This window comes from Desulfosporosinus paludis (assembly GCF_045689965.1).
In the GTDB taxonomy this organism is placed as follows: domain Bacteria; phylum Bacillota; class Desulfitobacteriia; order Desulfitobacteriales; family Desulfitobacteriaceae; genus Desulfosporosinus; species Desulfosporosinus paludis.
Genome location: NZ_CP144211.1, coordinates 3761294 through 3784527 on the forward strand (window position 1 = coordinate 3761294; position 23234 = coordinate 3784527).

Here is a 23234-nt window from a genome sequence, read left to right on the forward strand (position 1 = left end):
ATCATCATGGCAATTTGGAAATGTACCCAATGTAGTGCTACTTCAGAGGGTCGCTGCCGTCCTAAACAATGTCCGAGTTGCGGTGCTGGCAAGGAACAAATCGCTAAAGCGGAATAGGACGTTTATTTAGGGGTAACACTACCGCTTTTCTAAAGGGGCTAACCATGGTAGATTACTATCATTATCTGTGGAGTACGACCTGGCCAAACATGGTCGTACTCATTTTGATATGGGCCTTTGTCCTCTTCCGAATTGGGTGGAAAGTTCAAAAGACGTTTCGCAGTGAACGTGATGCCTGGGGTTTTCTGGTACTGTTTGGAAAGACAGTAATTTTGGTCAGTATTCTAGGAATTTATACTCAGCTTTTGTTTTTGTCTCAGCCGGATTGGCTGCTCCAACCAGGGTATTTGCAAGGCCTGGTGCAGGGTAAAACGTATGATTCGGTATCCCGGTCCTATTGTTTAGAGGTTCGTACTGGCTCAGAACAAAAGCAGCTGTACGTCGATGAGGTCGTTTATGAAAAATTGAAATTGGATGATCAGGTTAAACTAATGTACCTTCCAGTCCGCAAAGAAGTTATACGCTGTGAGCGTGTTGGAAGTTCGATTTGATTATTCCGTAGTAGGGGCCCCTTTGGTGATTGCCGATGGCTTAAACGGGAAAGACTATGAGAAAGATCGTCAAAATCCATGGATTTAACCGAAAAAGTAATGGCGTAATATGATATAATGGGAATAAGATAGGGTAAGAACTTGATGCGGAAAGGAGAGTGGGGATATGCGTGTACAAAAAGTTAACGAGCATACCATCCGCATCTTTATCTCCTTGACAGAATTAACTGACAGGGATATTACGATGGCTGATTTATTTCAACGGTCAGCAAAAACGGAGCAATTGTTTTGGGAGCTCATTGCGCAAGCAAGAGAAGAAGTCGAATTTAATTTAGATCAACCTTTTTGGATTCAAGCGACAGTGGCAACGAACGACGAATTTGTGATAACCATTATGAAGCAAGAAGATCAACAACTTGAAGGGCTGATCAAGGAAAAGGCCGCTCGCAAACCCGTAAAAGGCCGAGTCACGGAGTTAGTGTATGTTTTTGCTGATTTCGAAGATGTGGTCTCCGCTGTAGGAAGATTGCCGGAATTTAGCCAATTGCGTTCCAGCCTTTATCTATTTGAAAACGAGTATTACCTTATCCTTAGTCGAATGGGAACAAGTAAGAAGAGACTTATGGCTGAAGCTATCCTTGACGAATATGGGGAAATCGTGGCTACGACGAGTGCCTTTTTAACTGAACACGGAAAAGTTATTATTCCAGTTAAGGCCGTGCAAACACTTAATGATTCCTTCAACAAGCTTCCGTAGAATGAAAGAGTCGAGGATATCCATAAGATAGTGGCGAGCTATCTGAAAAACAGAGCCTTCCACAACACTTAAGTGATGGAAGGCTCTTTAACTTTAACCAAAGGAGAACATGGAAGGTATCTGCTGAAGACAACGGGAGCAAACGTTTTTGCCCTTGAAATTATGAACTTTAATAGTTTCGCCGCAGAAAATGCAAGGCTGGAAACGATGTCTTTTGTGTTTAAGCTCGGAAAAGGCAATGATAACAGCTTGTTGGGCTGGCTGTTTTTGTGGTGGGGCTGAGTTAATGCTAGACATGTAATTCCTCCTCGAATAAGCTTGTGCCTATATCATATGCTAACTTGGATGTCGAAATCCTAAAAAGTGTGCGGGCCGATTAAGGTAAATTGAGCGATCGCAAAACGGCCTGTAAGGAGTGTCAGACGGTGGAAGAAGAAAAACAAAGGCGTTTAAGAGCACTTCCCGCGGTTCACGAGGTGTTGCTACGGCTAGAAGGCGAAGCGGAATTCAGTCCCTTCTTGGCGAATAAGAGGGACTTGCCTCGTTTAACAAATTGCGTTCGACAGGTTTTACAAAAAGCAAGAGAAAATGTCAACCGAAATATATCAAATTCATTTGAAGACTATGAATTCGCCCTCTGGCCATGGCTAAAGAGCGAACTTATTCAAGCCTTAATACTTCCTGAAACGAGTTTGCGCCGTGTGATTAATGCGACAGGGGTTGTATTACATACGAATTGTGGCAGAGCGCTTCTGGCACCCGAGGCTGCACACTTCGTTGCGGTGCAAGCGGAAAGGTATAGTAATCTGGAACTGAATATTGAGACAGGGGAACGGGGTTCACGTTATGTCCATGTTGAGCAGCTTCTTTGTGAGCTCACAGGGGCGGAAGCTGCAATGGTGGTCAACAATAATGCAGCGGCTGTACTTTTAATGATGAACACCTTTGCTCTGGGCAAAGACGTGGTTGTTTCCCGCGGCGAATTAGTTGAAGTTGGAGGTTCTTTTCGGATTCCTGAGGTTTTAAAAGCCGGCGGGGCAAAACTCATCGAAGTGGGAAGTACGAACAAGACTTGGTACAAGGATTATGAAGCTGCGATAAGTTCAGAGACAGCACTCTTATTAAAAGTCCATACCAGTAATTACAGAGTGGAAGGGTTCACCCATGCGGTTTCAGGGGCAGAGTTAGTGGAACTTGGAGAAAAATATGGAATTCCAGTGATGGAAGATCTGGGGAGCGGGAGTTTTTTCGATGGGACAAGTCTGGGATTTCCTCTGGAGCCGACAATTCAGCAGACAGTAAAGGCAGGGCTTGCCCTCGTTAGTTTCAGTGGGGATAAACTACTGGGCGGTCCACAGGCGGGGATCATCGTTGGGAAACGGAACTTTATTGAACGTCTGCGGGCAAATCAACTGACAAGAGCATTAAGAATTGATAAGCTGACGTTAGCTGCTTTAGAGGGGACACTCCGCATGTATCAAAATGGGGATGGGGAAAGTATTCCTGTCTGGAGGATGCTTTCCTACTCTTTAGATCGTTTGAAAATTGCTGCCGAAGAGCTGAAATCTGCTCTGGGTTCCAATACTGCGGTTTCTGCCGAAATAAAAGAAGATGTATCTCAAGTGGGAGGCGGGGCATGGCCTACTGTTAATCTTCCCACTTGGGTGTGTGCTCTTCGTCCCAAGCAAGGAAGTGTCGTCGAGTTAGAAAAGTTTTTACGTTTAGGTCCTGTGGCAATTTTAACCCGAATTCAGAAGGATAGGATTCTTATCGATGGCCGGACACTACTCGATGGGGATATTGCGGAGATCGTACAGCGTTTAAAAGAGTGGAAATAGGATTTAAGAGCATTTGTAAGTCAAGTTGATGTATTGTACAATAGATATCATCAGAGAGTGATGTCCTGTGTTCATAAATACTTATGTTGGAGGTGTGTAGAATGGATCTAGGTCTCGGCGCAGTTCAAGATAAAGTTCGACTGACCCAGTTGTCGACGAAGGCGGGCTGAGGATGTAAGATAGGTCCTGCGGACCTGGCACAAGTTTTGTGCCATTTACCTCCAAACCAAGAAGATGCTAATTTGTTAGTAGGATTGGAAACTTCGGATGACGCTGGAGTTTACCGCATAAATGCTGAACAGGCAATCGTGCAAAGTGTCGATTTCTTTACTCCGGTTGTAGATGATCCCTATGCGTTTGGACAGATTGCCGCTGCCAACGCTTTAAGTGATCTCTATGCCATGGGTGCTAAACCGTTAACAGCCATGAATTTAGTATCGTTCCCGGTAGGAAAACTGAAGATGGAAATTCTGGCTAAGATTCTTCAAGGCGGGAGCGAGAAGATTCGAGAGGCCGGAGCAGTTTTAGTCGGCGGGCACTCTATCGACGATTCCGAACCGAAATATGGACTTTCCGTAACCGGCCTTGTTCACCCGGATTATATCCTTTCTAACTCTAAAGCAAAACCAGGGGATTACTTAGTGCTCACGAAACCGCTTGGCATAGGAATTATCACGACTGGAATTAAGCGCGGAATTGTCTCGGCGGATGCGGAACAAGAAGCGATTCGGGTCATGGCTGCTCTGAACAAAGCGGCGGCTGAAGCTGCGATAGAAGTTGGAGTTCACGCAGTTACGGATGTGACGGGTTTTGGACTTTTAGGGCATTTGCATGAGATGCTTTTGGCAAGCGGCTTATGTGCCGATGTGTATGCTGAGGCTGTACCTGCATTAGAGAGTGTATGGGATTGCATTCAGCAAAAGGCGATTCCTGGTGGAACACGCGCGAATCAACGTCATCTGGAAGATAAGGTTGATTTTGCGCAAGATGTACCTGAGGAGCTGCGGCTAGTACTTTGTGACGCCATTACATCGGGAGGGCTCCTTATTGCTGTTCCAGAAGAACGATTGGAACGGTTAATCAGCTTGTTGACGAATTCCCGAACACCGGCGGCTGCGGTCATCGGAAGGGTCAAGGCAGGCCAAGCCGGCAAAATTGCGATTTCTATGCGTGCATGATAAAATACCGTGTACTGGAAGGTAGCGGGGAGGATAGATATGAGAGATCCAATGCAAACCATGGCTACTTGTTTTGAGCAAGTAGCTTCTTTTTTCCCAAGTGGAAATCCTAAGCAACAGGAGAGTTTCCAACGTCGTGCTGAGTATTTAGAGACGAGGAATTACTCAAGAGGACCGCTAGCCGATGGTCTAAAAGCCTATCACGAGATGCTTGGGGCAAATGAAGAAACATTTCAAATGATTGAAGAGTTGAGACTTAAAGAAACATTGGTAGTTATTACTGGCCAACAAGCAGGGATTTTAACGGGTCCGCTGTATACGTTATATAAGGCCATAACTACGATTTGTTTAGCTAAGGAACAGCGAAAAAAACTAGGACGCCCCGTGGTGCCGATTTTTTGGATTGCTAGTGAAGATCACGATTGGTTGGAAATTCAAAAAACTTATTTTTTGAATTCTGAAGGTAAACCGTTTCCTTGTGCTTTACCCGGTGACGGAGGAGGTAAATCTGTAGGTCCACAACCAGTCCCGTCGTGGGAAATAATAGAAGAACAGCTTCTAGAGCTGCCCGACAGTGAATTTAAAGCATACGTACTTAAACATTGTCGGCGCTTCCTGGATCAAGCTGAAAATTTGACCCAATGGTTTGCTTTGACCTTACAATGGCTGCTTAAAAAATGGGGCCTTATCTTTTTCGACCCTATGCTGCCGGAATTCAAACAACTTGCTGCTCCAATGTATGAACAGATCTTAAAAATGCATGAGGATGTTCGAGAAGCTCTGTCCAGACTCACGAAGGCGTGGGTAGAATTAGGCTTTCAGGCTCAGATCCAGCCTTTAGGCGGAGAAGTGAACCTATTCTTGGCAAATCCTGAGCGTCGAGCGATTTTATGTCAAGAACGAGGGTTTTATTTAAGAGGTCAAGAAGAAACATGGGATTTGGATGCTCTGAACATGCTATTAGCTCAAGCTCCGGAACAGTTTTCTCCAAATGTTGTGACTCGTCCGGTTGTTCAGGAGTTCTTGTTTCCTACATTAGCCTACGTTCCAGGCCCCGGGGAGTTGAATTATTGGGCTCAGTTAGGGCAAGTCTTCACAACCTTTGGTTTCATCATGCCGATTTTATTCCCCCGGTTGTCTGGTGTCATCGTTACACCATCTTGGAAGAAAACCTTAAACAAAGAAGGGTTAACCCTTAATGATGTCTATCAAGGATTAGAGGCCCACAAAGAGCGGTGTATTCGAGAACAAGATTCTTTGGATATTGATGATCGCTTACAGGGATTAAGAAATGTGATCGCAAGAGGCTATACTGAACTGGAACCTCTTGAGGAAATTCATGTCAATGTCCACGAATGGCTCATTCGGAACCAGGCAAAGGTTGACTTCCAATTAGAATACTTAAAGAAAAAGTTGTGGCAAGCTCAACGGAAACGGTGCGCTCAGGTCCTTCAGAGGCTGCAAATACTCGAAGACGGAATTACTCCCAACAACTCGAGACAAGAACGGGTATTAAATCCCCTATATTTTGTTATGCTCTTTGGAGATAGTTTCATAGACCGTATCATGAAGCTTCCGTTGACCAGTGATTTTAGAGAGCACGAAATTTTGCCGTAACTCCTTATATTCTAACCTTTTTATACTGTCAGAAAGTATAACTTCGTTGAATACTTTCTACAGCATAAGTGCAACTAGGCAGCCGCTTCGCTAAGGCTTAGCGCCAGCCAAGTTTTCTTTATACTACCAGAAAGTATAAACTTGCGTTATATACTTTCTAAGCATAAGTGCAACTAACCTACCGCTTTCGCCAGAGGCTTAGCGCCAGCTAAGTTTTCTTTATCTCAGAAAATTAATTTTTCTGAGATTTTTTTATTAATCGAGGTAATATGATTCTTCGTTATCATAAAGTTGGTTATAATGGTAGAAAGATGTTATTTTATGATGGAGTTGTTATGAGTGCGAAGAAAATGGATTTCGGTTGCAGCGACTGTTGCAATCTTTGGAATGTTAGTTTTAGGGTTCAATGGGTATAAGGGATTGATGGGTGTCGGAAAAACCTTAGCGGATGGGAGTTTAATTCCAACGTCGAATGGGGAACTCGATAGTCGGGTTAGCGTCTTACTGATTGGGGCAGATCAAAGACCTGAGGAAACGAAATTTAACACGGACTCTATAATTTTGGCCAGCATCGATCCACAAACTCAGAGAATAAGTCTGCTGTCAATTCCACGTGATACGCGGATTGCTCTTGCTGGGCACGGCTTTGTAAAAATTAATGCGGTCTTAGCCTTAACAGATATGGAAACTTTAGAGAAAAGCGTTGAGGATTTGACGGGTGAAGAAATTTCTGGGTACATTCAGACCAACTTTCAAGGGTTCAAGAAGATCATTGATACATTAGGCGGAATTACAGTCAATGTTGAGAAAGATATGTACTATGAGACGGGGGATCAAGAGGATGGATATATCAATTTGCATAAAGGCCTGCAGCGTCTTGATGGATCGAAAGCATTGCAGTACGCCCGTTTCCGTCATGATGCCTTATCTGATATTTCAAGGACAGCCAGACAGCAGGTTGTTCTAAAAGCTGCAGCTAAGGAAATGTTTCAGTTGAGCACATTGCCTAAGCTTCCTTTCCTGGTTCCGCAATTAATGCAGGCGGTCAAGACGAATTTATCGGCTAGGGATATTCTTACTGTAGCTAAGGTTGCCGTAGGGTTTAAGAGCTCGAATGTGATTTCCCAAACTCTTCCCGGATCATTTTTGGAAGTTGATGGGGTGAGTTATTGGCAGGTTGATCCCCTGGAGGTCAAGCAGGTGGCCAGAAACCTAGCCCAAGGGTTGACGACAGATAAAGTGATTGACCAAGAGACTGTGGACCTATTAAAACCTGTTGTGCCTACTCCCAATAAGCCTTTGCCTCAAGTCCCTGGAAACAGCGAAGATCCTAATGGCCGCAAGTCCTCAGGATATCAGATTTTTAATATCTATTAAAATAAAAGTTAAAAAGACTTGGAATAATTCCTCTAATCGGACAGCTTATAGGACTTAAAGCCTATGGGTTGAATGAATAATAACTGGTATGATTACAATAATAGCTTTATGACAAAGAGGGGTAATTGACATGCCAGAAGAGGTTGTTCATGGACATTCCCAAGCTATCTGGTCCGACAACAAATACCTTATCGTTCCTGGAGAAGGAACGAAAATAATCGTTCCATTCGCACAGGCCGGAGAGGTCTTACTCAATGGGACGGTTCAAGGCAGGCCGTTTAAGGCCAAGTCAGGGGATCTCATAGAATTCCACCCAATTACTCAGGCAGAGAGTTTGACCTGGGAGTTGGAGGCTCGCTTTTATGGGATGCTGGTGGTAGCAAAGGTGAAGCATGATTTAGGAGGCCGTTATGTTCTTCCTGAAGACCTCTCTAGTCTTGACGAGATAAGTTTAGAAAAACTTGTAGTCTGGGAAGAGTCCCGAGATCAGGGAGAACTATGGGATGAAGTAAAACTGCTGGATGATCTGAAGACTCTGAAGGTTGTTTATGGATATCGCCCGGAATGCTGGACTGAGATAATGTCTGTTAAGGGGGTTCAGGAAGTTGAGATCGCAGCCGCTAAGGCACCGGAGCCCTCTGAGAACGCCCAGTTGGAAAACTTTGTGGATGCTGATAACTTAGAGGTTCAAGAGGAACAAGGGAAAATCGACTTTTTTGCCTCTAAAGTACAGCTGGTGAAAGAAGGAGCAGTATTAGCACGCAAAATTCCCGCAAAAGCTGGGGTACCTGGAATCAATGTGTTTGGCAAGGTTTACCCTGTCGCTACGGCTAAAGATTTTCAGTTTCGTTTAAAAAAAAATGTCCGTCTTTCCGATGATGGCCTTGAAGTGCTGGCCACTTGCGCAGGTCGTCCGGTTCGTATCGATGAGAAATCCTACATGGTAGAGAATGTTTATGTCCTGAATAACGATGTCGATTTAGCTACCGGAAGCATCGAGTTCCCGGGGGATGTCTATATCGGAGGAAATGTTCAGGACGGTCTGAGAATTTTTGCCGGTGGAACGTTAGAGATCAGAGGGTCAGTAACCCATGCCGAAATTCGCGCCGAGAAAGGGGCTAAAATTCAGCAGAACTTAATCGGCGGAAAAGTTGTGGTCGGAGAAAAATTTGTCGTTCGCTCCGAGCTACTGCGCAGCGTGACGGAATTACGAGATCAATTAAATAGCTGTTTGACACGGACGGTAGAGTTGATAAAATCACCGGGAGCAATCAATGTCAAACCAGGTTTATGCCTTAAACTTGTTCTGGAAAAACAATTTCCTGAACTCCCCAAAATAACCGGCCGCATGGAGAACTTTGTTGTTGAACATACTGACGATGAATTGATCACCGAAGGCTTGATTGTCGCTATCCGAACTGCAAAACGCTTTTTAGCAGGGTTAGGCCCCTTAGAACCTCAATCCTTGTCGTTCTTACCAAAGGTAGATCAAGCCCTAGAGCGATTTATTGAAACCTTAACTCTGGAAGTTCCGGAGAAACTCAGTTTAGTTGTCAACTATATTCAAGGGGCGAACATTAAATGCGGCGGCTCCTTCACTTGTCAGAAAGGGACCTATAATTCAGAGATACAGGTCACTGGGGATGCAGTGATAGAAGGAGTATGTCGCGGAGGAAAACTATTTGCCGGCGGAAAGGCCAGCATCCGTGAGCTTGGAGGCTCAGAGGTCAGCACAACCTTTGTCCAGATTAGTCCTCAAAGTCGTTTGCTCGTGGATTATTGTCATCCTAATGTGATCATCGCAGTGGGAAAAGAAATTATTCGGATTGAGGAAGCCTATCGGAAACTGGAGATCTACCGGGAGAGAGGTAAGACCGAGGTTGAGAAACTTCGTGTTAATCCTCTTTCTTAAGATGTGAAATGGGGACGGTCCTTTTAACACACTGATTTGTTAAAAGGGCCGTCCCCATTTCACATTGTATTCTCTTTGACAATGCCTGAGATTATCGCTACACTAAAGGCAAAATGATAAATAAACGTTCGGAGAGGAAATTAGGGATGGTATGTGTATGAAAGTTATGATCGAATTAGAAGAAGCGAAGGAATTGGTGCTGGAACGAATACACCCAGTTGAACATGAAGCCGTTACATTAGCTAATGCTTTTCAAAGAGTGTTAGCTCAGGATGTAACTGCTCAAATTGATATGCCTCCATTTGATCGCTCACCTTTAGATGGGTATGCTTATTTTGCTCAAGAGACCGATGTCAAACCTCTTCAACTGACGATCGTCAGTGAAATTCCCGCAGGAACTTTTTTAGAGCGGAAGATCGTGTCCGGAGAAGCAGCTCAGATCTTTACAGGCGCTCCGATCCCTCCGGGAGCAAATTGCGTCGTCCGGCAAGAGGATACGGAATCCGACATGGATCAAGTGAAAATCCTGAATCCTGTTGGGCCGGGCTCCAATATTGTCCAGCGAGGAGAGGAGATTAAAAAGGGGGAAGTACTGCTTAAGCGTGGGTCTTATTTAACTCCACCGGCAATAGGTCTTATGGCGGCTGTTGGTTGGGATAAAATCCAGGTTTATCGCAGGCCCCGGGTTGGTTTGCTTGCCACTGGAGCAGAGCTGATGGATGTTGGGGAACCTCTGCTTCCTGCCAAGATTTATAATAGCAATAGTTATACACTTCGTACAATGCTGCAAAAAGCTGGCTGCGAAGTTACTGTGATCCCCATCGTCTCAGATCAAATTGAGGACACCCTCAGAGCTTTAGAAGAGGTGGCAGACGCTGATATGGTGATTACAACCGGAGGAGCATCTGTGGGAGATTATGACATCATGCGTCATGCTTTGGCTCGCTTTGGATGTGACATGCTTTTCTGGAAGCTAAACTTAAAGCCAGGAACCCCAGCTTCTGTAGGTCAAAAAGGGAAACAGCTGTTTTTCTCTCTTTCGGGAAATCCTGCTGCTGCGGTAGTGACGTTTGAACTTCTGGTACGCCCAGCCTTGTCGAAACTTGCAGGATATTCAATGGTCGAAGAGAAAAAGTTCTTAGTGAGGATGGCAAGCGATTTTGGTAAGACCGGAAAGCAACGGCGGTTCTTGCGCGCCCAAGCTGTTTTTCAAGATGGAGAAATATGGGCGGATCTGGCTCCAGCCCAAGGATCAGGAATCCTGCGCTCCATGATTGGCAGTCAACTGTTAGTGGATGTACCGGCCGATCATGGTCCGGTTAAGACGGGAGAATTATTAATGGCAAATTGGATAGCGGATTGGGAGAGCTAATAATGGATATAAAGAACGGAGAATCTCCAATTCCGGTTATTTCAATTGTAGGAGGAGGGTCAAATTCAGGAAAAACAACCCTCTTAGAAAAGATAATTCACGAGTCCAAGCGCCGAGGATGGAGAGTAGGAACCCTGAAACATGATGTTCACAGTTTTGAAATGGATCAGCCGGGCAAGGACACTTGGCGTCATGCTCAAGCGGGTGCGGATATTGTGGCAATCAGTTCGCCTCAAAGGATTGCCGTTTTGGAAAGAGTTACGGAAGATCAACCACTCGATGAGGTGATCTCTCGAATTCGGGGCGTCGATGTGATCTTCACTGAGGGTTATAAATCGGGCAACAAACCCAAAATCGAAGTTTTTCGTTCGGCTGTACACCAAAAGCTTTTCTGTCAACCGGAAGAACTGATTGCTATTGTCAGCGACATGACTTTCGACCTTGAAGTTCCTACTTTCGGTTTGGACGATACCCCTGGGATTTGTGATTTAATCGAGAGTTTGTACGGAGTTAAGCCCAGGAAGATGTAAACGGTTTAGTGAAGAATTCTTTTTAAGAATTGAGTGGCCTTTGGTAAAAGAGGAAACGCTAAAAGAGAAGAAAGTATATTAAAGAGGGTATGTGCATTAGCAACCTGTCGAGAGAGGCTTCCTCCTATGAGGCTGAGTCCTTGGGCCATGGGACCGACAAAAGGCAAGAAAAGCAAAACACCAAAGACATTGAGCAACACATGAAAAACAGCCACTCGTTGGGCAGCCCTTGAACTTACCAGAGCTGCCAGGACGGCAGTAAAACAGGTGCCGATATTGGCGCCGAAAATAAAGGCCAGCGCTGTTGGGAGGGTTATTTGGCCGTTTTCGGTAAGCAGCATAACGATGCCCGTTGTAGCGCTGGAGGAATGAAGCAGGGCCGAAAGCAGTGTTCCGGCAAGAACTCCTTTAAGATGGTTATTACCTAGTTGTTGAAGAAATTGTTGAATGGAAGGTTTGTCGGCTAACGGAGCCATTCCTGATTGCAGCATGCTTAGGGCAAAAAAGAGGAGGCTCAGGCCAAAGACCGCTAAAAATAGATAGCGAATTCGCTTGGGGATGAATAGATAGCCGAGTGCGCCAAGGGCTAAAAGATAGGGGGTTATCTGCTCTAAAGGTAAGGCGAGTAATTGTGTGGTTAGAGTAGAACCGATATTGCTGCCTAAAATCAGGGCTAGAGCATTTTCGAAGGGAAGCAGTTCTGCATCGACAAATGAGACGGCCATGACGGTTAAGGCGGTGCTGGACTGAAGGAAAGCGGTACATATTCCTCCGGCCCAAAAACCTCGGATTGGGGTTGCGGTCATCCAGAGAAGGAGTTGGCGGAGATAGAGTCCTGCGAAAGACTGAAGCCCCTGCCGCAATTCTTTCATTCCCCATAGAAGAAGACCCAGGCCCAAGACCAGAGTGAGCAGATACAAGAGATCACCTTCTTTCAGGAGAAAGTGGGAGCAGCGGTGATGTGCTCGACATTTCGGGTGTGTGTGCCGGATACTATTAACTATATTGAGGAGAAATTACGTCAAGAACTTATTCGCTAACTTAACGACAAATTGACACGCTGTTGTGGAGACCGGCTGCGGAAAAAACGACATTAAAAATATTGCTTTAAAGTGACATGGATTTGACGTATGCATACCTTACTTAAGAGGTGATGTTATGCGAGTGCGTCAAGGGAATCATCGTGATTGGCCTTTTATGTATAGGTTAGGAAAGATTAATATTCCAGACAGTGCTTCCCCCTGGCGTGAACAGCCAATGGAGGAAACTCTCAAATATCGTGAAACTGTTCTCAAAGGATTTTGGACCTGGATTCAGCAAACCGGTTCAATCGTCTTTATTGCCGAGGCCTCTGAAGAAGAGCGGAGTGGGGGGGCAAGCACAGATTCAGGGAAAGAGCAATCGATTGGGTATTTAGTACTCCACCCTTCGTCCCGGGAAGAACTGACAGGAGTTTTACAGGGATGGGTTATGGACTTTGGGGTACTGCCGGAGTGGAGAGGTAAAGGAATTGGCAAAGAGCTTCTTAAAGCTGCGGAAGATTATTGTCGTCAACATGAGGTTTCTTATCTTGGGCTAGCCGTCAGCAGTCATAATCTAACAGCACTCCGCCTTTATGAAAAAGCGGGTTTCGCTGAGGAACGTAAGATTATGGTCAAACCCCTAAAGTAAAGTATAAAAAAGCTTGCGACGATTTTCGTCGCAAGTGAAGTAAAAGAGAGGAGTGGGGATTAAAAAAGAAAAACGTGAGACTAATAAAAGTGTGTCCCGAGGGCTTCATGTTTATACTGGCCTCGGGATATTTTTTCTGTCTGTGGTATAATATCCATATTATTATGGGAACTATTAGGTCAACAATAAGCACGATCGATAACAGGAGGGCAATTGTGGAACAAAAAGAGCTAAGAGCATTCGTTCTCAAGGTATTGACAGAAGCCTCCAAGTTTGAGGGGTATGTCATTGTGCGCGCCCAGTCTCGCCGAGAATGGAGTATGCGTTTAAGTAACGGTCGGTTTGAACGAGTTTCTACGGGTGGGGACAGCGGTTTTGGGGTTCAGGCTTTTACAAAGCGTGGGGCGACAGGCTTTGCCACCTCTGATGTTCTTGAGGAAGGAGCAGGAGGCAAACTTGTCGAAAAGGCGATTCAGTTAGCCACCAGAAATGAAACTCTTGGAACGAAACTCAATTGTCAGATTTGGGAAGCCCCGCAGGTTTTAGCAGAGGAAGCAACTCCTTCCCGAAAGGCTTTTGGAGAAATTCCTCTGGCGGAACTTGAGGAGTTGGTTATGACGCTGCACACGAGATTAAGGAGTGCTTTTCCTCAGGGTGTCTGGCAGACAAGTTATCGGCAAGTAGAAGAGGTTTGGTGCATCGGGAGAACGGATGGAACCCTTGTGTCCTTTGAAGTTCCAAGAGCGGTCCTGATGCATCAGGGAACAGTGCGAGCGCAGGGCAAGGCCCAGAGTACTCTTATTCATCGCAGTGGAATGGATGCCACTGTACTTTATGAGGAACTAAAGGATCAAGTTTTGGAAAAGAAGGCTATGGATCGGGCGGAATTTGCCCACAACATATGCCTTGCCCCGCAGTTGTCGAGCGGTCACTATCCTCTAATCATTGATTATGGTTTAGCTAAAGGCTTGGCCCATGAAGCTTTTGGGCATGCAGTAGAGTCTGATCACATGAGTGAGTCAGTTCTGGGAGAAAACGGGAAACTGCGCAAAGGTCTGCGCGTAGCGAGACCGGGTGTCAATATTATCGATGGTCCGGTGTTGGGTGATTGGGCCTATCAACCCTATTCGGCCAATGGACTTGTAAGGCAGACTGTAACCATTGTACGGGATGGGGTTTTAGAAGCTGGATTAGGCGATGTCTTCTCCGCTGAGGAAGCAGATATGCCAGTTACTGGCGCTGGGCGGGCAGAAAGCTATAACAATGTTCCATTACCTCGCATGAGTAATATCCGACTTCTCGTTGATCGGTTGCTTCCCTTACCTCCTGCGTTGCCCTTGATGGAGGAGGTACGAGCCATTCGTAAAATTCTTTTGGAAAGCGGAGAATTGCTTGAGGGACAGAAAAACCTCCTTTTATTAGGATATAGAGGCGGGCAAGTTAACCCAAAAACGGGAGATTTCGTTTTCCAATGTGATGGAATTGTCGATGTTGCTGATCCGGATCTGCCAATTTACCAGCCTTCGATCTTTAGCGGCAAAATCCTCTCGGCCTTAGAAGCGATTCGCGGCGGACTTGGAGAAGGTTGTTTTGATGCCATTGGAACCTGTGGTAAGGGTGGGCAATCTGTTCCTTCAAGTGGAGGAAGTCATCGTTATCTTCTGATGGATCCTGATCAACAAGTCAGTTTAGGAGGAGCACAGGGATGAAACTCGTTGCGCAGTTAGAGGATCTTTTTTATCAGTTTGAACATGCACCGAAACATGAACATCTCAGGTTGTCAGCTTGGCGCATTTTGGTGCATGAATCAGAGGCTGTATCTTTAGGGATCAAGGATAATTCTCCAGGGAGCGTGTATACCCCGCCAAGTTATCGTCAGGGAGAAAGCGGGGACGTCTTTTTGGTCTGGGCAGATGGAACCTGCAGTCAGGCTATGGTCCAACTGAACCCGCAGCATGGTCAGGAGTTTTGGCAGCAAGAAATGGAACAGTGGAAGCAAGCGTCGTACAAAGATCCTGATGCCGCGCATATTCCGGCCCCCGAGCCACTACCCTTGGTCGCAGTGGAAGATCGGGATATCAAGAACATTCTGGAGGGCAACGACGAAGTACTATTTGATCTTGCTAAAGGATGGCTTAAGGAAAAGCCTGAAAATGCTAAGATGCAGGGCAGTATCCAAGCTGCTTGGGGGTATCGGCATGTTCGGACTTCCACAGGACTTGCTGTGACCTATCAACAATCACAATTCGCATCCTGGTTTTCCTTTGACAGTCTTGTTGGAGGCGGATTTGCCAAACGTCGTCTCAGCCGCTCGGAAGAACAGAGAGAATTGTGGTTACAGACGGTCAATCAATATGCAGGAATGGCTAAAGAGGCACCGGCGATTGGATCAGAGACTCAGGTTATTTTTGTGCCTTCAATGACGGAGGAATTGCTGGGACAGTTTATATTGCCTAATTTTTCCGGAGATCGCGTTATCGAAGGACAGGGGGCATTTTCCCAAGAGAACTTTCAGAATCACAAAGAGGTTTTTTGTTCCCAATTTTCGTTGATCATCGATCCGCTTCGGCCTCTTGAATTAGGGTCATATTTGGTAACTCCTGAGGGGGTACCGGCTACGCAGACGGCTTTAGTCACTGATGGCAGGCTCCAGACCCCTTTTCTCCGTGTGAAGGATGCTGTGCGTTGGGGGAAGCCAACGGCACTGCCTCAAGGTTCCGTAGGGCTATATCTTACACATACTGCTGAGATTCCATGGAATACGGCACTAGAAACTATCGACGACGGAGTCTTGATATTATCGGTATTAGGCTTACATACTCAGGATGCGGTGGCAGGGTCCTATTCACTTAGCGCTCCTCATAGTCTGAGAATTATTAAGGGGCAAATTGTTGGGCGAACCGATGTAAAATTAACGGGAAATTTTTTTAGCGATATGGCTGCGCCCACGACAAGAATTGCTCGGTCAGAGCTGAGCTTACATCCTTACCTTCAAGTAAAAACTGGGGTACAAACGTTATAATATCAGGAGGAGCTAGTTAGAGATGTTAGACTTACATATTCACCTACTTGGACATAACGACCGGGAAGCTAATCGAGAGAACATTCGGGCCTTTTTAGACGAGGCATCCCGACGAGGACTAAAGGAAATCGGGTTTGCAGATCATGATTATTATTGGGAGCAAATGAATTTTCCTTTGATTTGTGAAGTGGCCCAGGAATACCCCAATCTAGCAGTTCGAATCGGCTTGGAAGCGGAATATCGACCTAATGAAGAGGATAGAATTAGAAACCTCCTGGACCAGTATCCCTTCGATTACGTTATAGGTTCCGTTCATGAAATTGCTGGTTGGGTTTTTGATATTCCAGAAGAAGAGCCGAAACATCATCAGAAAGATGCGGATGACCTTTATCGGGAGTATTTCAGTGTGGTGACACAGGCTGCCAAAAGTGGGCTGTTCACGACAATTGGTCATTTCGATCTTATTAAAGTGTTCGGAGTTCGGCCAACATCCGAGGTTACAACTCTTGCCGATGAGGCCTTAACCACAGTTGCCGAGCATGGACTGGTTTTGGAGGTTAACACAAACGGAAGGTACAAACCCATTCAAGAATTTTATCCCGAAAAATGCCTGATGGAGGAAATAAAACGCAGAGGAATAGATTTTACCTTAGGGTCTGATGCCCATTGTGCAGGGGCCGTCGGCAGAGATATTGATGAAGCGAGTGAATTATTGCGTCAGATAGGAGTACGTTCAGTCATAGGTTTTAGGAATCTTGATAAACTTAGCTACACCTTGAAATAGGAGGATCGTGCTGTGTCATATTCCCTTGATGAAAAATGGCTCATCGAAGAAGGTGCTGCTCAAGCCTTAGTGAAACTATTGAATAACCAACAAAATAAAAACTATAGCATTTTGAAACATACGGATCGCCCGGATATTGTTTTAGAAAATCAACAGGATGGCAGTCGTTTAGGAGTAGAAATCACGCACCTTTTTTACGATTCAGAAGAGGCAAGATCCGTGTTTGGACGTTCTCGTGCTCAGAGTCATCCTCCCGAATATATTGAGGAATATATCCGGCGATTAAATGTTTTACTGCAGCAAAAGAGTGAAAAGGCTAGAGGGTATAGTCACCAGGATCCTCTAGCCCTTTTGATTCGAGTCGTTTCTCCAATTTTTCACATGCTTGATTTTGAAACATATGCCTGTAAAATTGCTGTGCCACCGTCGGATTTTGAGATAATTTGGCTATTATTTTTTGACTTCCAAGCGCGGGATTGGACGTTGCTTGAAAGGCTGCGCTAATTAAGAATGGGTTGGCATAGACTTGCCTTTACAGTGCAACACTACAAAATGTAGCCGCTTTGTAAAGGAGACGTGCCAATGCCTTGGATAGAAATTGAAATTAACCCGCAATCGGATTGGAATGAAGAATGTCTTGAAGATTGGGCCTTAGCTCTGGGGGCCTTTCTAACTGAAAAAGGAACTTCGTTGAAACCAGAAATTCATATGTTGCCGGGATATAATGTCGTTCAATTGGGAGAAGAAGGAGCAGGAGCGTTAACCTTGCGCAGCTCAGAAAGACTTGTTCTCATTGATGGATTAGAATTAAAGGGCACAGTTGACTATGATTTTGCCCGCTTTGTGGTTCGGTTCGCCAGTCAGATGGGAGCGGTAGGAGTTTGCGCTTCGATTAATAGTTCGGCAGAACGAAACTTCTGGCGAAAAATGGGGGGATTATCCAACCGGATCCTGTTCCTCTGGAAGGAGAGATTCGACGAGAAAACGTAGACATACAACAACTGGCCAAATTCAGCTTACTCGTGACCTATGAAGAGGAACCGATTCTTTGTCTCGAACCGATTGCGACCAACAGTCATGCCCCGGGAATTATAAGTCTTTCGCAGCGTCGACTGGAAAAATGTATGGCGGAAACCCTTTAGGTTTTGCCAGTTGGAGAGCGGTCCATTGCCCGTGGGCAATTAGCAGAGATCAATGGGATGATTTCTTAGCTTATAGCCGCTTGCAAGCTTTCGATATCTTGGAGGAGCTGGTTTTAAACAGCAAGAGATTTTAAAGATCAGAGTCATTTGTTTCAATCGGCAAAATTTTATATAATATGGACAACATTAGATATAGATATGGGGCTAGGAGGAGTTTTGAAATGGCTGCACATGATTTAGCTCACGAATTGGCTCGTTCACTCAAGGAATCGGACGAATTTAAGCAGTTTCATAAATCAAAGGAAAAAGTTATGAGTGATGCGAATAATCACAAGATGGTTCGTGAGTTTCAATTAAAACAGTGGGAAATCCGCGAAGCTCAAATGTTGGAGAATGAAATCAGCGAGGAGAAACAACAAGAGTTAGAACGTTTATATAGCTTATTAAGTATCAACCCTGCTGCAAGAGAGTATTTAGAAGCAGAGTTTGAAGTATCACGTATGGTTAATGATATTCAGCAAATCATCGGAGAAGCGATCCAAGACGCCATGCCGATCGGTTTTGAAGATATGAGCTCCTGAACGTTAGTCTTTAGGTGGAGTTTATTAGACTATGTTGGATAAAAGAGGGTGCTGATCTATGAAAATCGGAATGGTTTGTTACCCGAGTTATGGAGGAAGCGGGGTTGTTGCGACCGAACTCGGGTATGCATTGGGTGAGCGAGGACATGAAGTCCATTTTATTTCTTCGTCTCGCCCTTTTCGCTTGCATCGCTATCATGAACAGCTTTTTTTTCATGAGGTGACCGATGTAAGCTATCCTCTGTTTAAAACAGCGCCCTATACGTTGCTGCTTGCCAATAAAATCGTTGAAGTTGCCGATTATGTTGGGCTGGATCTGATCCATGCCCATTATGCTATTCCGCACAGTATCAGTGCCTATTTGGCTATTCAGATGATGACGAGGCCTTTGCCTTTAGTGACTACTCTGCATGGAACTGATGTCACATTGGTAGGTGCTTTTGAAGAATTTTTTCAGTTGACACGATTAGCTTTGAGGGTAAGTGATCGGATTACGTCTGTTTCTCAAGCCCTTGCCCGCGAAACAGAAGAGACGTTTGGGAGAACCGATCAAGGGATCGACGTGATCCCAAATTTCATTGATCCGAAGGTGTATTTTCCTTCGGTAGGTCTAATGGGAGGGCGGTGCCGAAAATATTTTGCTCCCCAAGGGGAAAAGATTCTAGCCCACATCTCGAATTTCCGAGAAGTGAAACGGGTAGTCGATGTCGTTAATATTTTTGCTCGAGTCGAAAAGACGATCCCCTGTCGGCTTTTGCTCGTCGGAGATGGTCCTGAGATGAGCAAAGTTGAGCGGGAAGTTCTAAAACTTGGCTTAGAAGGGAAAGTTCAATTTTTAGGAAAGCAGGAGAGTGTCGTTGAAATTCTGCAGATGGTCGATGTGTTCCTTCTTCCTTCGGAACAAGAAAGTTTTGGTTTAGTTGCGCTTGAGGCCATGGCTTGCGGAGTTCCTGTGGTTGCCAGTCGTGTCGGGGGATTGCCGGAGGTCATTCGCCATGGAAAGACCGGTTACCTGGCGGATGTAGGGGATGTACAAGGAATGAGTGAAGCAGTCTTGAGATTACTTACTGATGAAGCGTTGTATAGAGCTTTTTCAGAACAGGCCATTCATTGGGCTAGAGAAACATTTCCCGTAGAACGGGCAGTTATGGGGTATGAGAAAGTGTACAGAGAGGTATGCATGATGCCAGAAGTCCAAAGTCGGAGGCCGGAAGCTGGAAGATAACGGTTACTTTCTCACTAGTAAATGAAGAGGGGGATTTAGATGAGTCAGATGACCCTTGATCAGTTTGAAGAAGCTTTAGAAGATATTGGCTATATCACGGAACAAGATGATCGGATTGCTCTAACGGCATTTCTGGCAACTGAGTTGGGCAAACCACTTTTGGTGTCAGGACCAGCGGGGGTTGGTAAGACGGAAATCGCCAAAGTTCTTAGTCAGGTTTTTAATGCGCCTTTGATTCGTTTACAGTGTTATGAAGGTTTGGACGAGACAAAAGCACTCTATGAATGGAACTATCAACGTCAACTCCTAAAGATCCAGTTGAGCCAGGAAAAATTACAAGAGGAAGATCTATTCTCTAAAGACTACTTACTGCCTCGGCCATTGCTGCAGGCTCTTCTAAGCCAGGAACGAGCTGTTTTGTTAATCGATGAAATTGACAAGACGGATTCTGAGTTTGAAGCATTTTTATTTGAACTTCTCGGAGAATTTCAAGTAACGATTCCTGAGATGGGAACGATAAGGGCTAAAGAGCGGCCAATGGTTGTCCTGACATCGAATGGTGAGAGAGAGCTTTCCGATGGACTGAAACGACGGTGTGTTTTCCTCAATGTAGAGCCTCCATCGGTCAATAAAGAAGTTCGCATTCTTCGGAAGAAAGTACCGGATTTACCGGAACGACTGGCTTTAGAAGTGGCTCGCGCTGTACATATTCTTAGAGAAAAGCTCTCCTTAAATAAGGTTCCTTCTGTTTCAGAAACCATGGATTGGGCTAAAGCTCTGCTTGTCATGGGGAAAACCGGTCTGGACCCTGCCTGGGTGGAAGCGACCTTGACCTTGTTACTGAAGAGTCAGGAGGATGTCGAGCTCTTCTATCGAGAGATGGGGGCAGATCGCCTTCTTTTCGAGTCGAGTAACGTCACCAAAGGAGAAAGGCATGTTCATGGACACCAAGTGTGAGAGAGTGAGTGAATTAGATCGCCACCTGGTGGAATTTGCCCAATTATTGAGATCTGTTGGACTCAAGATAAGCCCATCAGAAATCTACGATGCTACAAGAGGGTTAACCTTACTTGGGATGGTGGAAAAAGACAACGTCGAAGCCGTGCTGCAGGCTACCCTCGTCAAAGATGTTCGTCAAATTCCAGCCTTTAAAGAAGCATTCCGCGCTTATTTTGCCAGTCTCGAACAAAAAGAGGCCTGGCAAAAAGACAGCACTGAAAAAGCAAGCCAATGGAATGAACAAATCGAGAGCGCTCGACAAGACTTGCGTTTTCAAGGCCATGAATTGGAAATCTCTGAAGAACAACGAGCCGTTTATGCTAGCCTTCCGGAGAAAGATAAACAGCGTCTGCGTGATTTTCTCGAAAAATCATCCAATGGTACCCGCAGCGGTATCCCAGTGGATCATACCTATCAACCAATGGTGGAACGGGTTCTGCGCGGGTCTTTGGAATATTGGCGCAAAAAATTAAATGAAGATGAAGCGATTCTTTCTCCGGGTTCCAGCGACGGGATATTTTCAGAAGTGGAGCGCGCACTTCGTGAGCGGGAAGCAGAAGTATTAAGTCGAGATTTGAAGAAGATATCCCCGGAAGAATGGCCGGAAGTTATACGCCTAATTCGTCGCCTCAGTCAGCGTCTTGCCAGTCAAGTTACTCGACGTTATCGAGCAGACCGCAGACGCGGAGGATTAGAAATGCGTACGACGCTGCGTAAAAACCTGCGCTATGGCGGGGTGCTTATTGAACGGAGTTACCGCAGTCGGCGCAGAGGGAGACCGAGAATTGTATTACTTTGTGATATCTCCGGTTCCATGCTTAAGTATACTGAGTTTATCTGGCAATTTGTCTATGGGCTTTCCAAGGTTGTGAGTGGAATCAAGGCCTTTGCCTTTGGAGAAGCCCTGATTCCGTTAACCGGAAAATTGAAAAAAGGTCAAACCTTCGAAGAGATGATTAAGGAAGCTTTGAACCTCTCAGGGAAAGAATGGGGGGAGGGACAAATCTTGCCAAGGCCTTAGAGAGTCTGAAACAAACCTTTCCAGATACTCTTTCCAAGCAAACCCTGTTAATCATCGTTAGCGACGCTCAGACTTTAGAGGGAGAAAAAGCAGCTGCTTTATTAGACTTGATCCATCGTCACGTCCGGGAAGTGCTTTGGCTGAATACCCTTCCTAAGCGTCGTTGGCAAGAAACTCCATATGTCAAAGCATTTCTTCCTTTTTGTCAAATGTATGAATGTTACACCCTAAGTCATTTAACCCAGATTCTGAATCAACAATTCTAGCATTGCGTGTTTATTTTCGGAACAAAAGGGCATACTGTATATAAGTTACTTGTTCTGAATTACACAAAGTGAGGGAAAGAAAATGTTGGAAAGATGTAGAGCGTGCGGTTTTGAACATGAAGATTTAGCACATGTTCTATTCCGAAGAAATCATGTGAGTAACCGGGTTTTACCTTATTGCTCGCATTGTTTGCGTCGATTATATCAAGTGCCATACAGACCTGAACGTGATCTATAATTTGACGTAACATAAATTATAGATCATGCCCAGAATAATCATCTTTTATGCTTGCCTTTTTTCTTTAGCTTTGGTATATTGACTTTGAAGTTGGAGAAAAAGGGGATGTTATTCATGGCATACGTCATCAGTTCTGACTGCATTAGCTGCGGTGCTTGCGAAGGAGAATGCACAGTTTCTGCCATTAGCGAAGGCGATGATAGATTCGTTATCAATGCTGATCTTTGCATTGATTGCGGTTCCTGCGCCAGTGTTTGTCCAGTTGAAGCACCAAATCCAGCTTAATTGGCGATTTGGAAATTGCAAGGTTTGAAAAAGGGGAGTTTTTAACTCTCCTTTTTCCATGCTGTCAGAAAGTATAACCTGCGTTAAATACTTTCTACAGGTCCCTTCTCGCCGTCCTTGGTTTCAGGGACACTTGGCGGCCATCCATGGCCAGCGCATATCAGTGCAACTAACGGCTTGTGCTCTAGCAAGAGTACAAGCCGAGTTTTCTTTATTGACAAATTTCTAATCTTAATTTAAAATTAATTAACAGTAATTTTAAATTAGGAAAGGAGTTCTTGTTTTGGACGCAATTGAAATCCTCAAGCAATTAAAGGATAAAGGTGTCCGCTTCACTCCCCAAAGACAGGCGATTTTAGAATTTCTCCTTGGAACGGAGTCCCATCCTACTGCTGATGAGATTTATCACCATGTAAAAGCGAAATTTCCTGGAGTAAGTTTAGGGACAATTTATAATACACTCAATATGCTTAAGGTACATGGGCATATTCTGGAGTTATCATACGGAGATATGTCCAGTCGTTTTGATGGTAATCCTCAAAATCATTATCACATTGTCTGTTCTAAATGTGGTAAAGTGACGGATTTTCATCGCCCCTTAATGGATGTTGATCGAGAAGCTGAGGAAAAATCGGGCTTTTCAATTATCGGACACCGTTTGGAGTTCTACGGAATTTGTCCTGAATGCAATACAGAGAAACTGAACTAATTGGCACTATGTATAAAACTTATTTCAGAAAACTTGCCTTGTGCCTGACGTTCTGACAGTAAACTAAACCCATTAGGTAAGTGGTGAAGATTTTTACCA

General features: G+C 45.0%; 26 protein-coding genes. 25 read left to right on the forward strand and 1 reads right to left on the reverse strand.

Annotation, left to right across the window (positions count from 1 at the left end):
* Positions 1-6: 6 nt before the first annotated feature.
* From VZF35_RS18755 to mobB, 11 genes are all read left to right on the forward strand, one after another.
* Positions 7-117 carry an RCKP-type rubredoxin-like domain-containing protein gene (locus tag VZF35_RS18755; RefSeq protein ID WP_407307372.1) on the forward strand — a complete coding sequence of 37 codons (111 nt, stop codon included), beginning with the start codon at positions 7-9 and terminating at the stop codon, positions 115-117.
* 47 nt (positions 118-164) lie between these two features.
* The gene (locus VZF35_RS18760) at positions 165-611 is read left to right on the forward strand and encodes a hypothetical protein (protein ID WP_407307374.1); all 447 of its coding nucleotides are present in this window, start codon (positions 165-167) and stop codon (positions 609-611) included.
* 166 nt (positions 612-777) lie between these two features.
* The gene (locus VZF35_RS18765; protein ID WP_407307376.1) at positions 778-1368 is read left to right on the forward strand and encodes an adaptor protein MecA; all 591 of its coding nucleotides are present in this window, start codon (positions 778-780) and stop codon (positions 1366-1368) included.
* Between the two features lie 72 nt (positions 1369-1440).
* Positions 1441-1650 (forward strand): hypothetical protein, encoded by a 210-nt coding sequence (locus VZF35_RS18770; protein WP_407307378.1) that lies wholly within the window; start codon positions 1441-1443, stop codon positions 1648-1650.
* A 143-nt stretch (positions 1651-1793) separates the two neighbouring features.
* The gene (gene selA / locus VZF35_RS18775; protein WP_407307380.1) at positions 1794-3206 is read left to right on the forward strand and encodes an L-seryl-tRNA(Sec) selenium transferase; all 1413 of its coding nucleotides are present in this window, start codon (positions 1794-1796) and stop codon (positions 3204-3206) included.
* 101 nt (positions 3207-3307) lie between these two features.
* Entirely contained in the window at positions 3308-4384 is a 1077-nt protein-coding gene (gene selD, locus VZF35_RS18780) for a selenide, water dikinase SelD (protein ID WP_407307382.1), read from the forward strand.
* Positions 4385-4423: 39 nt separating this feature from the next.
* A complete protein-coding gene (gene bshC, locus VZF35_RS18785; protein ID WP_407307383.1) occupies positions 4424-6001 on the forward strand; it encodes a bacillithiol biosynthesis cysteine-adding enzyme BshC in 1578 nt (525 codons plus the stop codon).
* A gap of 339 nt (positions 6002-6340) precedes the next feature.
* Positions 6341-7378: an LCP family protein gene (locus VZF35_RS18790; protein ID WP_407307384.1), complete on the forward strand. Its 1038-nt coding sequence runs from the start codon at positions 6341-6343 to the stop codon at positions 7376-7378.
* A gap of 130 nt (positions 7379-7508) precedes the next feature.
* Complete coding sequence (locus VZF35_RS18795) at positions 7509-9290, forward strand: DUF342 domain-containing protein (RefSeq protein ID WP_407307385.1); 1782 nt, start codon at positions 7509-7511, stop codon at positions 9288-9290.
* Between the two features lie 157 nt (positions 9291-9447).
* Positions 9448-10662: a gephyrin-like molybdotransferase Glp gene (glp, locus tag VZF35_RS18800; RefSeq protein ID WP_407307387.1), complete on the forward strand. Its 1215-nt coding sequence runs from the start codon at positions 9448-9450 to the stop codon at positions 10660-10662.
* Between the two features lie 2 nt (positions 10663-10664).
* Positions 10665-11192, forward strand: a complete 528-nt coding sequence (gene mobB, locus VZF35_RS18805) for a molybdopterin-guanine dinucleotide biosynthesis protein B (RefSeq protein WP_407307389.1) — start codon at positions 10665-10667, stop codon at positions 11190-11192.
* A gap of 5 nt (positions 11193-11197) precedes the next feature.
* On the opposite strand, the gene VZF35_RS18810 is transcribed toward mobB, so the two are convergent.
* Complete coding sequence (locus VZF35_RS18810; protein ID WP_407307391.1) at positions 11198-12112, reverse strand: Na/Pi cotransporter family protein; 915 nt, start codon at positions 12110-12112, stop codon at positions 11198-11200.
* 238 nt (positions 12113-12350) lie between these two features.
* Between VZF35_RS18810 and VZF35_RS18815 the strand changes: the two genes are divergently transcribed.
* From VZF35_RS18815 to VZF35_RS18880, 14 genes are all read left to right on the forward strand, one after another.
* Complete coding sequence (locus tag VZF35_RS18815) at positions 12351-12863, forward strand: GNAT family N-acetyltransferase (protein WP_407307393.1); 513 nt, start codon at positions 12351-12353, stop codon at positions 12861-12863.
* A gap of 215 nt (positions 12864-13078) precedes the next feature.
* The gene (locus tag VZF35_RS18820) at positions 13079-14572 is read left to right on the forward strand and encodes a TldD/PmbA family protein (RefSeq protein WP_407307395.1); all 1494 of its coding nucleotides are present in this window, start codon (positions 13079-13081) and stop codon (positions 14570-14572) included.
* Positions 14569-15885, forward strand: coding sequence for a metallopeptidase TldD-related protein (locus VZF35_RS18825; RefSeq protein ID WP_407307397.1), 1317 nt, complete (start codon positions 14569-14571; stop codon positions 15883-15885). The genes VZF35_RS18820 and VZF35_RS18825 overlap by 4 nt, the downstream gene beginning before the upstream one ends.
* A gap of 22 nt (positions 15886-15907) precedes the next feature.
* Positions 15908-16669 carry a histidinol-phosphatase gene (locus VZF35_RS18830; protein WP_407307398.1) on the forward strand — a complete coding sequence of 254 codons (762 nt, stop codon included), beginning with the start codon at positions 15908-15910 and terminating at the stop codon, positions 16667-16669.
* A gap of 12 nt (positions 16670-16681) precedes the next feature.
* Positions 16682-17173, forward strand: a complete 492-nt coding sequence (locus VZF35_RS18835; protein ID WP_407307400.1) for a hypothetical protein — start codon at positions 16682-16684, stop codon at positions 17171-17173.
* 78 nt (positions 17174-17251) lie between these two features.
* Entirely contained in the window at positions 17252-17659 is a 408-nt protein-coding gene (locus VZF35_RS18840) for a hypothetical protein (RefSeq protein ID WP_407307402.1), read from the forward strand.
* A 58-nt stretch (positions 17660-17717) separates the two neighbouring features.
* Positions 17718-17945 (forward strand): hypothetical protein, encoded by a 228-nt coding sequence (locus VZF35_RS18845; protein ID WP_407307404.1) that lies wholly within the window; start codon positions 17718-17720, stop codon positions 17943-17945.
* An 87-nt stretch (positions 17946-18032) separates the two neighbouring features.
* The gene (locus tag VZF35_RS18850) at positions 18033-18392 is read left to right on the forward strand and encodes a YlbF family regulator (protein WP_407307406.1); all 360 of its coding nucleotides are present in this window, start codon (positions 18033-18035) and stop codon (positions 18390-18392) included.
* Positions 18393-18450: 58 nt separating this feature from the next.
* Entirely contained in the window at positions 18451-19617 is a 1167-nt protein-coding gene (gene bshA, locus VZF35_RS18855) for an N-acetyl-alpha-D-glucosaminyl L-malate synthase BshA (RefSeq protein ID WP_407307408.1), read from the forward strand.
* Between the two features lie 48 nt (positions 19618-19665).
* Complete coding sequence (locus tag VZF35_RS18860; RefSeq protein WP_407314711.1) at positions 19666-20574, forward strand: AAA family ATPase; 909 nt, start codon at positions 19666-19668, stop codon at positions 20572-20574.
* Positions 20575-20578: 4 nt separating this feature from the next.
* Entirely contained in the window at positions 20579-21637 is a 1059-nt protein-coding gene (locus VZF35_RS18865; protein WP_407307410.1) for a VWA domain-containing protein, read from the forward strand.
* Positions 21604-21903: a VWA domain-containing protein gene (locus VZF35_RS18870; RefSeq protein ID WP_407307412.1), complete on the forward strand. Its 300-nt coding sequence runs from the start codon at positions 21604-21606 to the stop codon at positions 21901-21903. The genes VZF35_RS18865 and VZF35_RS18870 overlap by 34 nt, the downstream gene beginning before the upstream one ends.
* A 352-nt stretch (positions 21904-22255) precedes the next feature.
* Positions 22256-22426 (forward strand): DUF362 domain-containing protein, encoded by a 171-nt coding sequence (locus VZF35_RS18875; RefSeq protein ID WP_407307414.1) that lies wholly within the window; start codon positions 22256-22258, stop codon positions 22424-22426.
* Positions 22427-22709: 283 nt separating this feature from the next.
* Positions 22710-23135: a Fur family transcriptional regulator gene (locus VZF35_RS18880; protein ID WP_407307416.1), complete on the forward strand. Its 426-nt coding sequence runs from the start codon at positions 22710-22712 to the stop codon at positions 23133-23135.
* Positions 23136-23234: the final 99 nt, after the last annotated feature.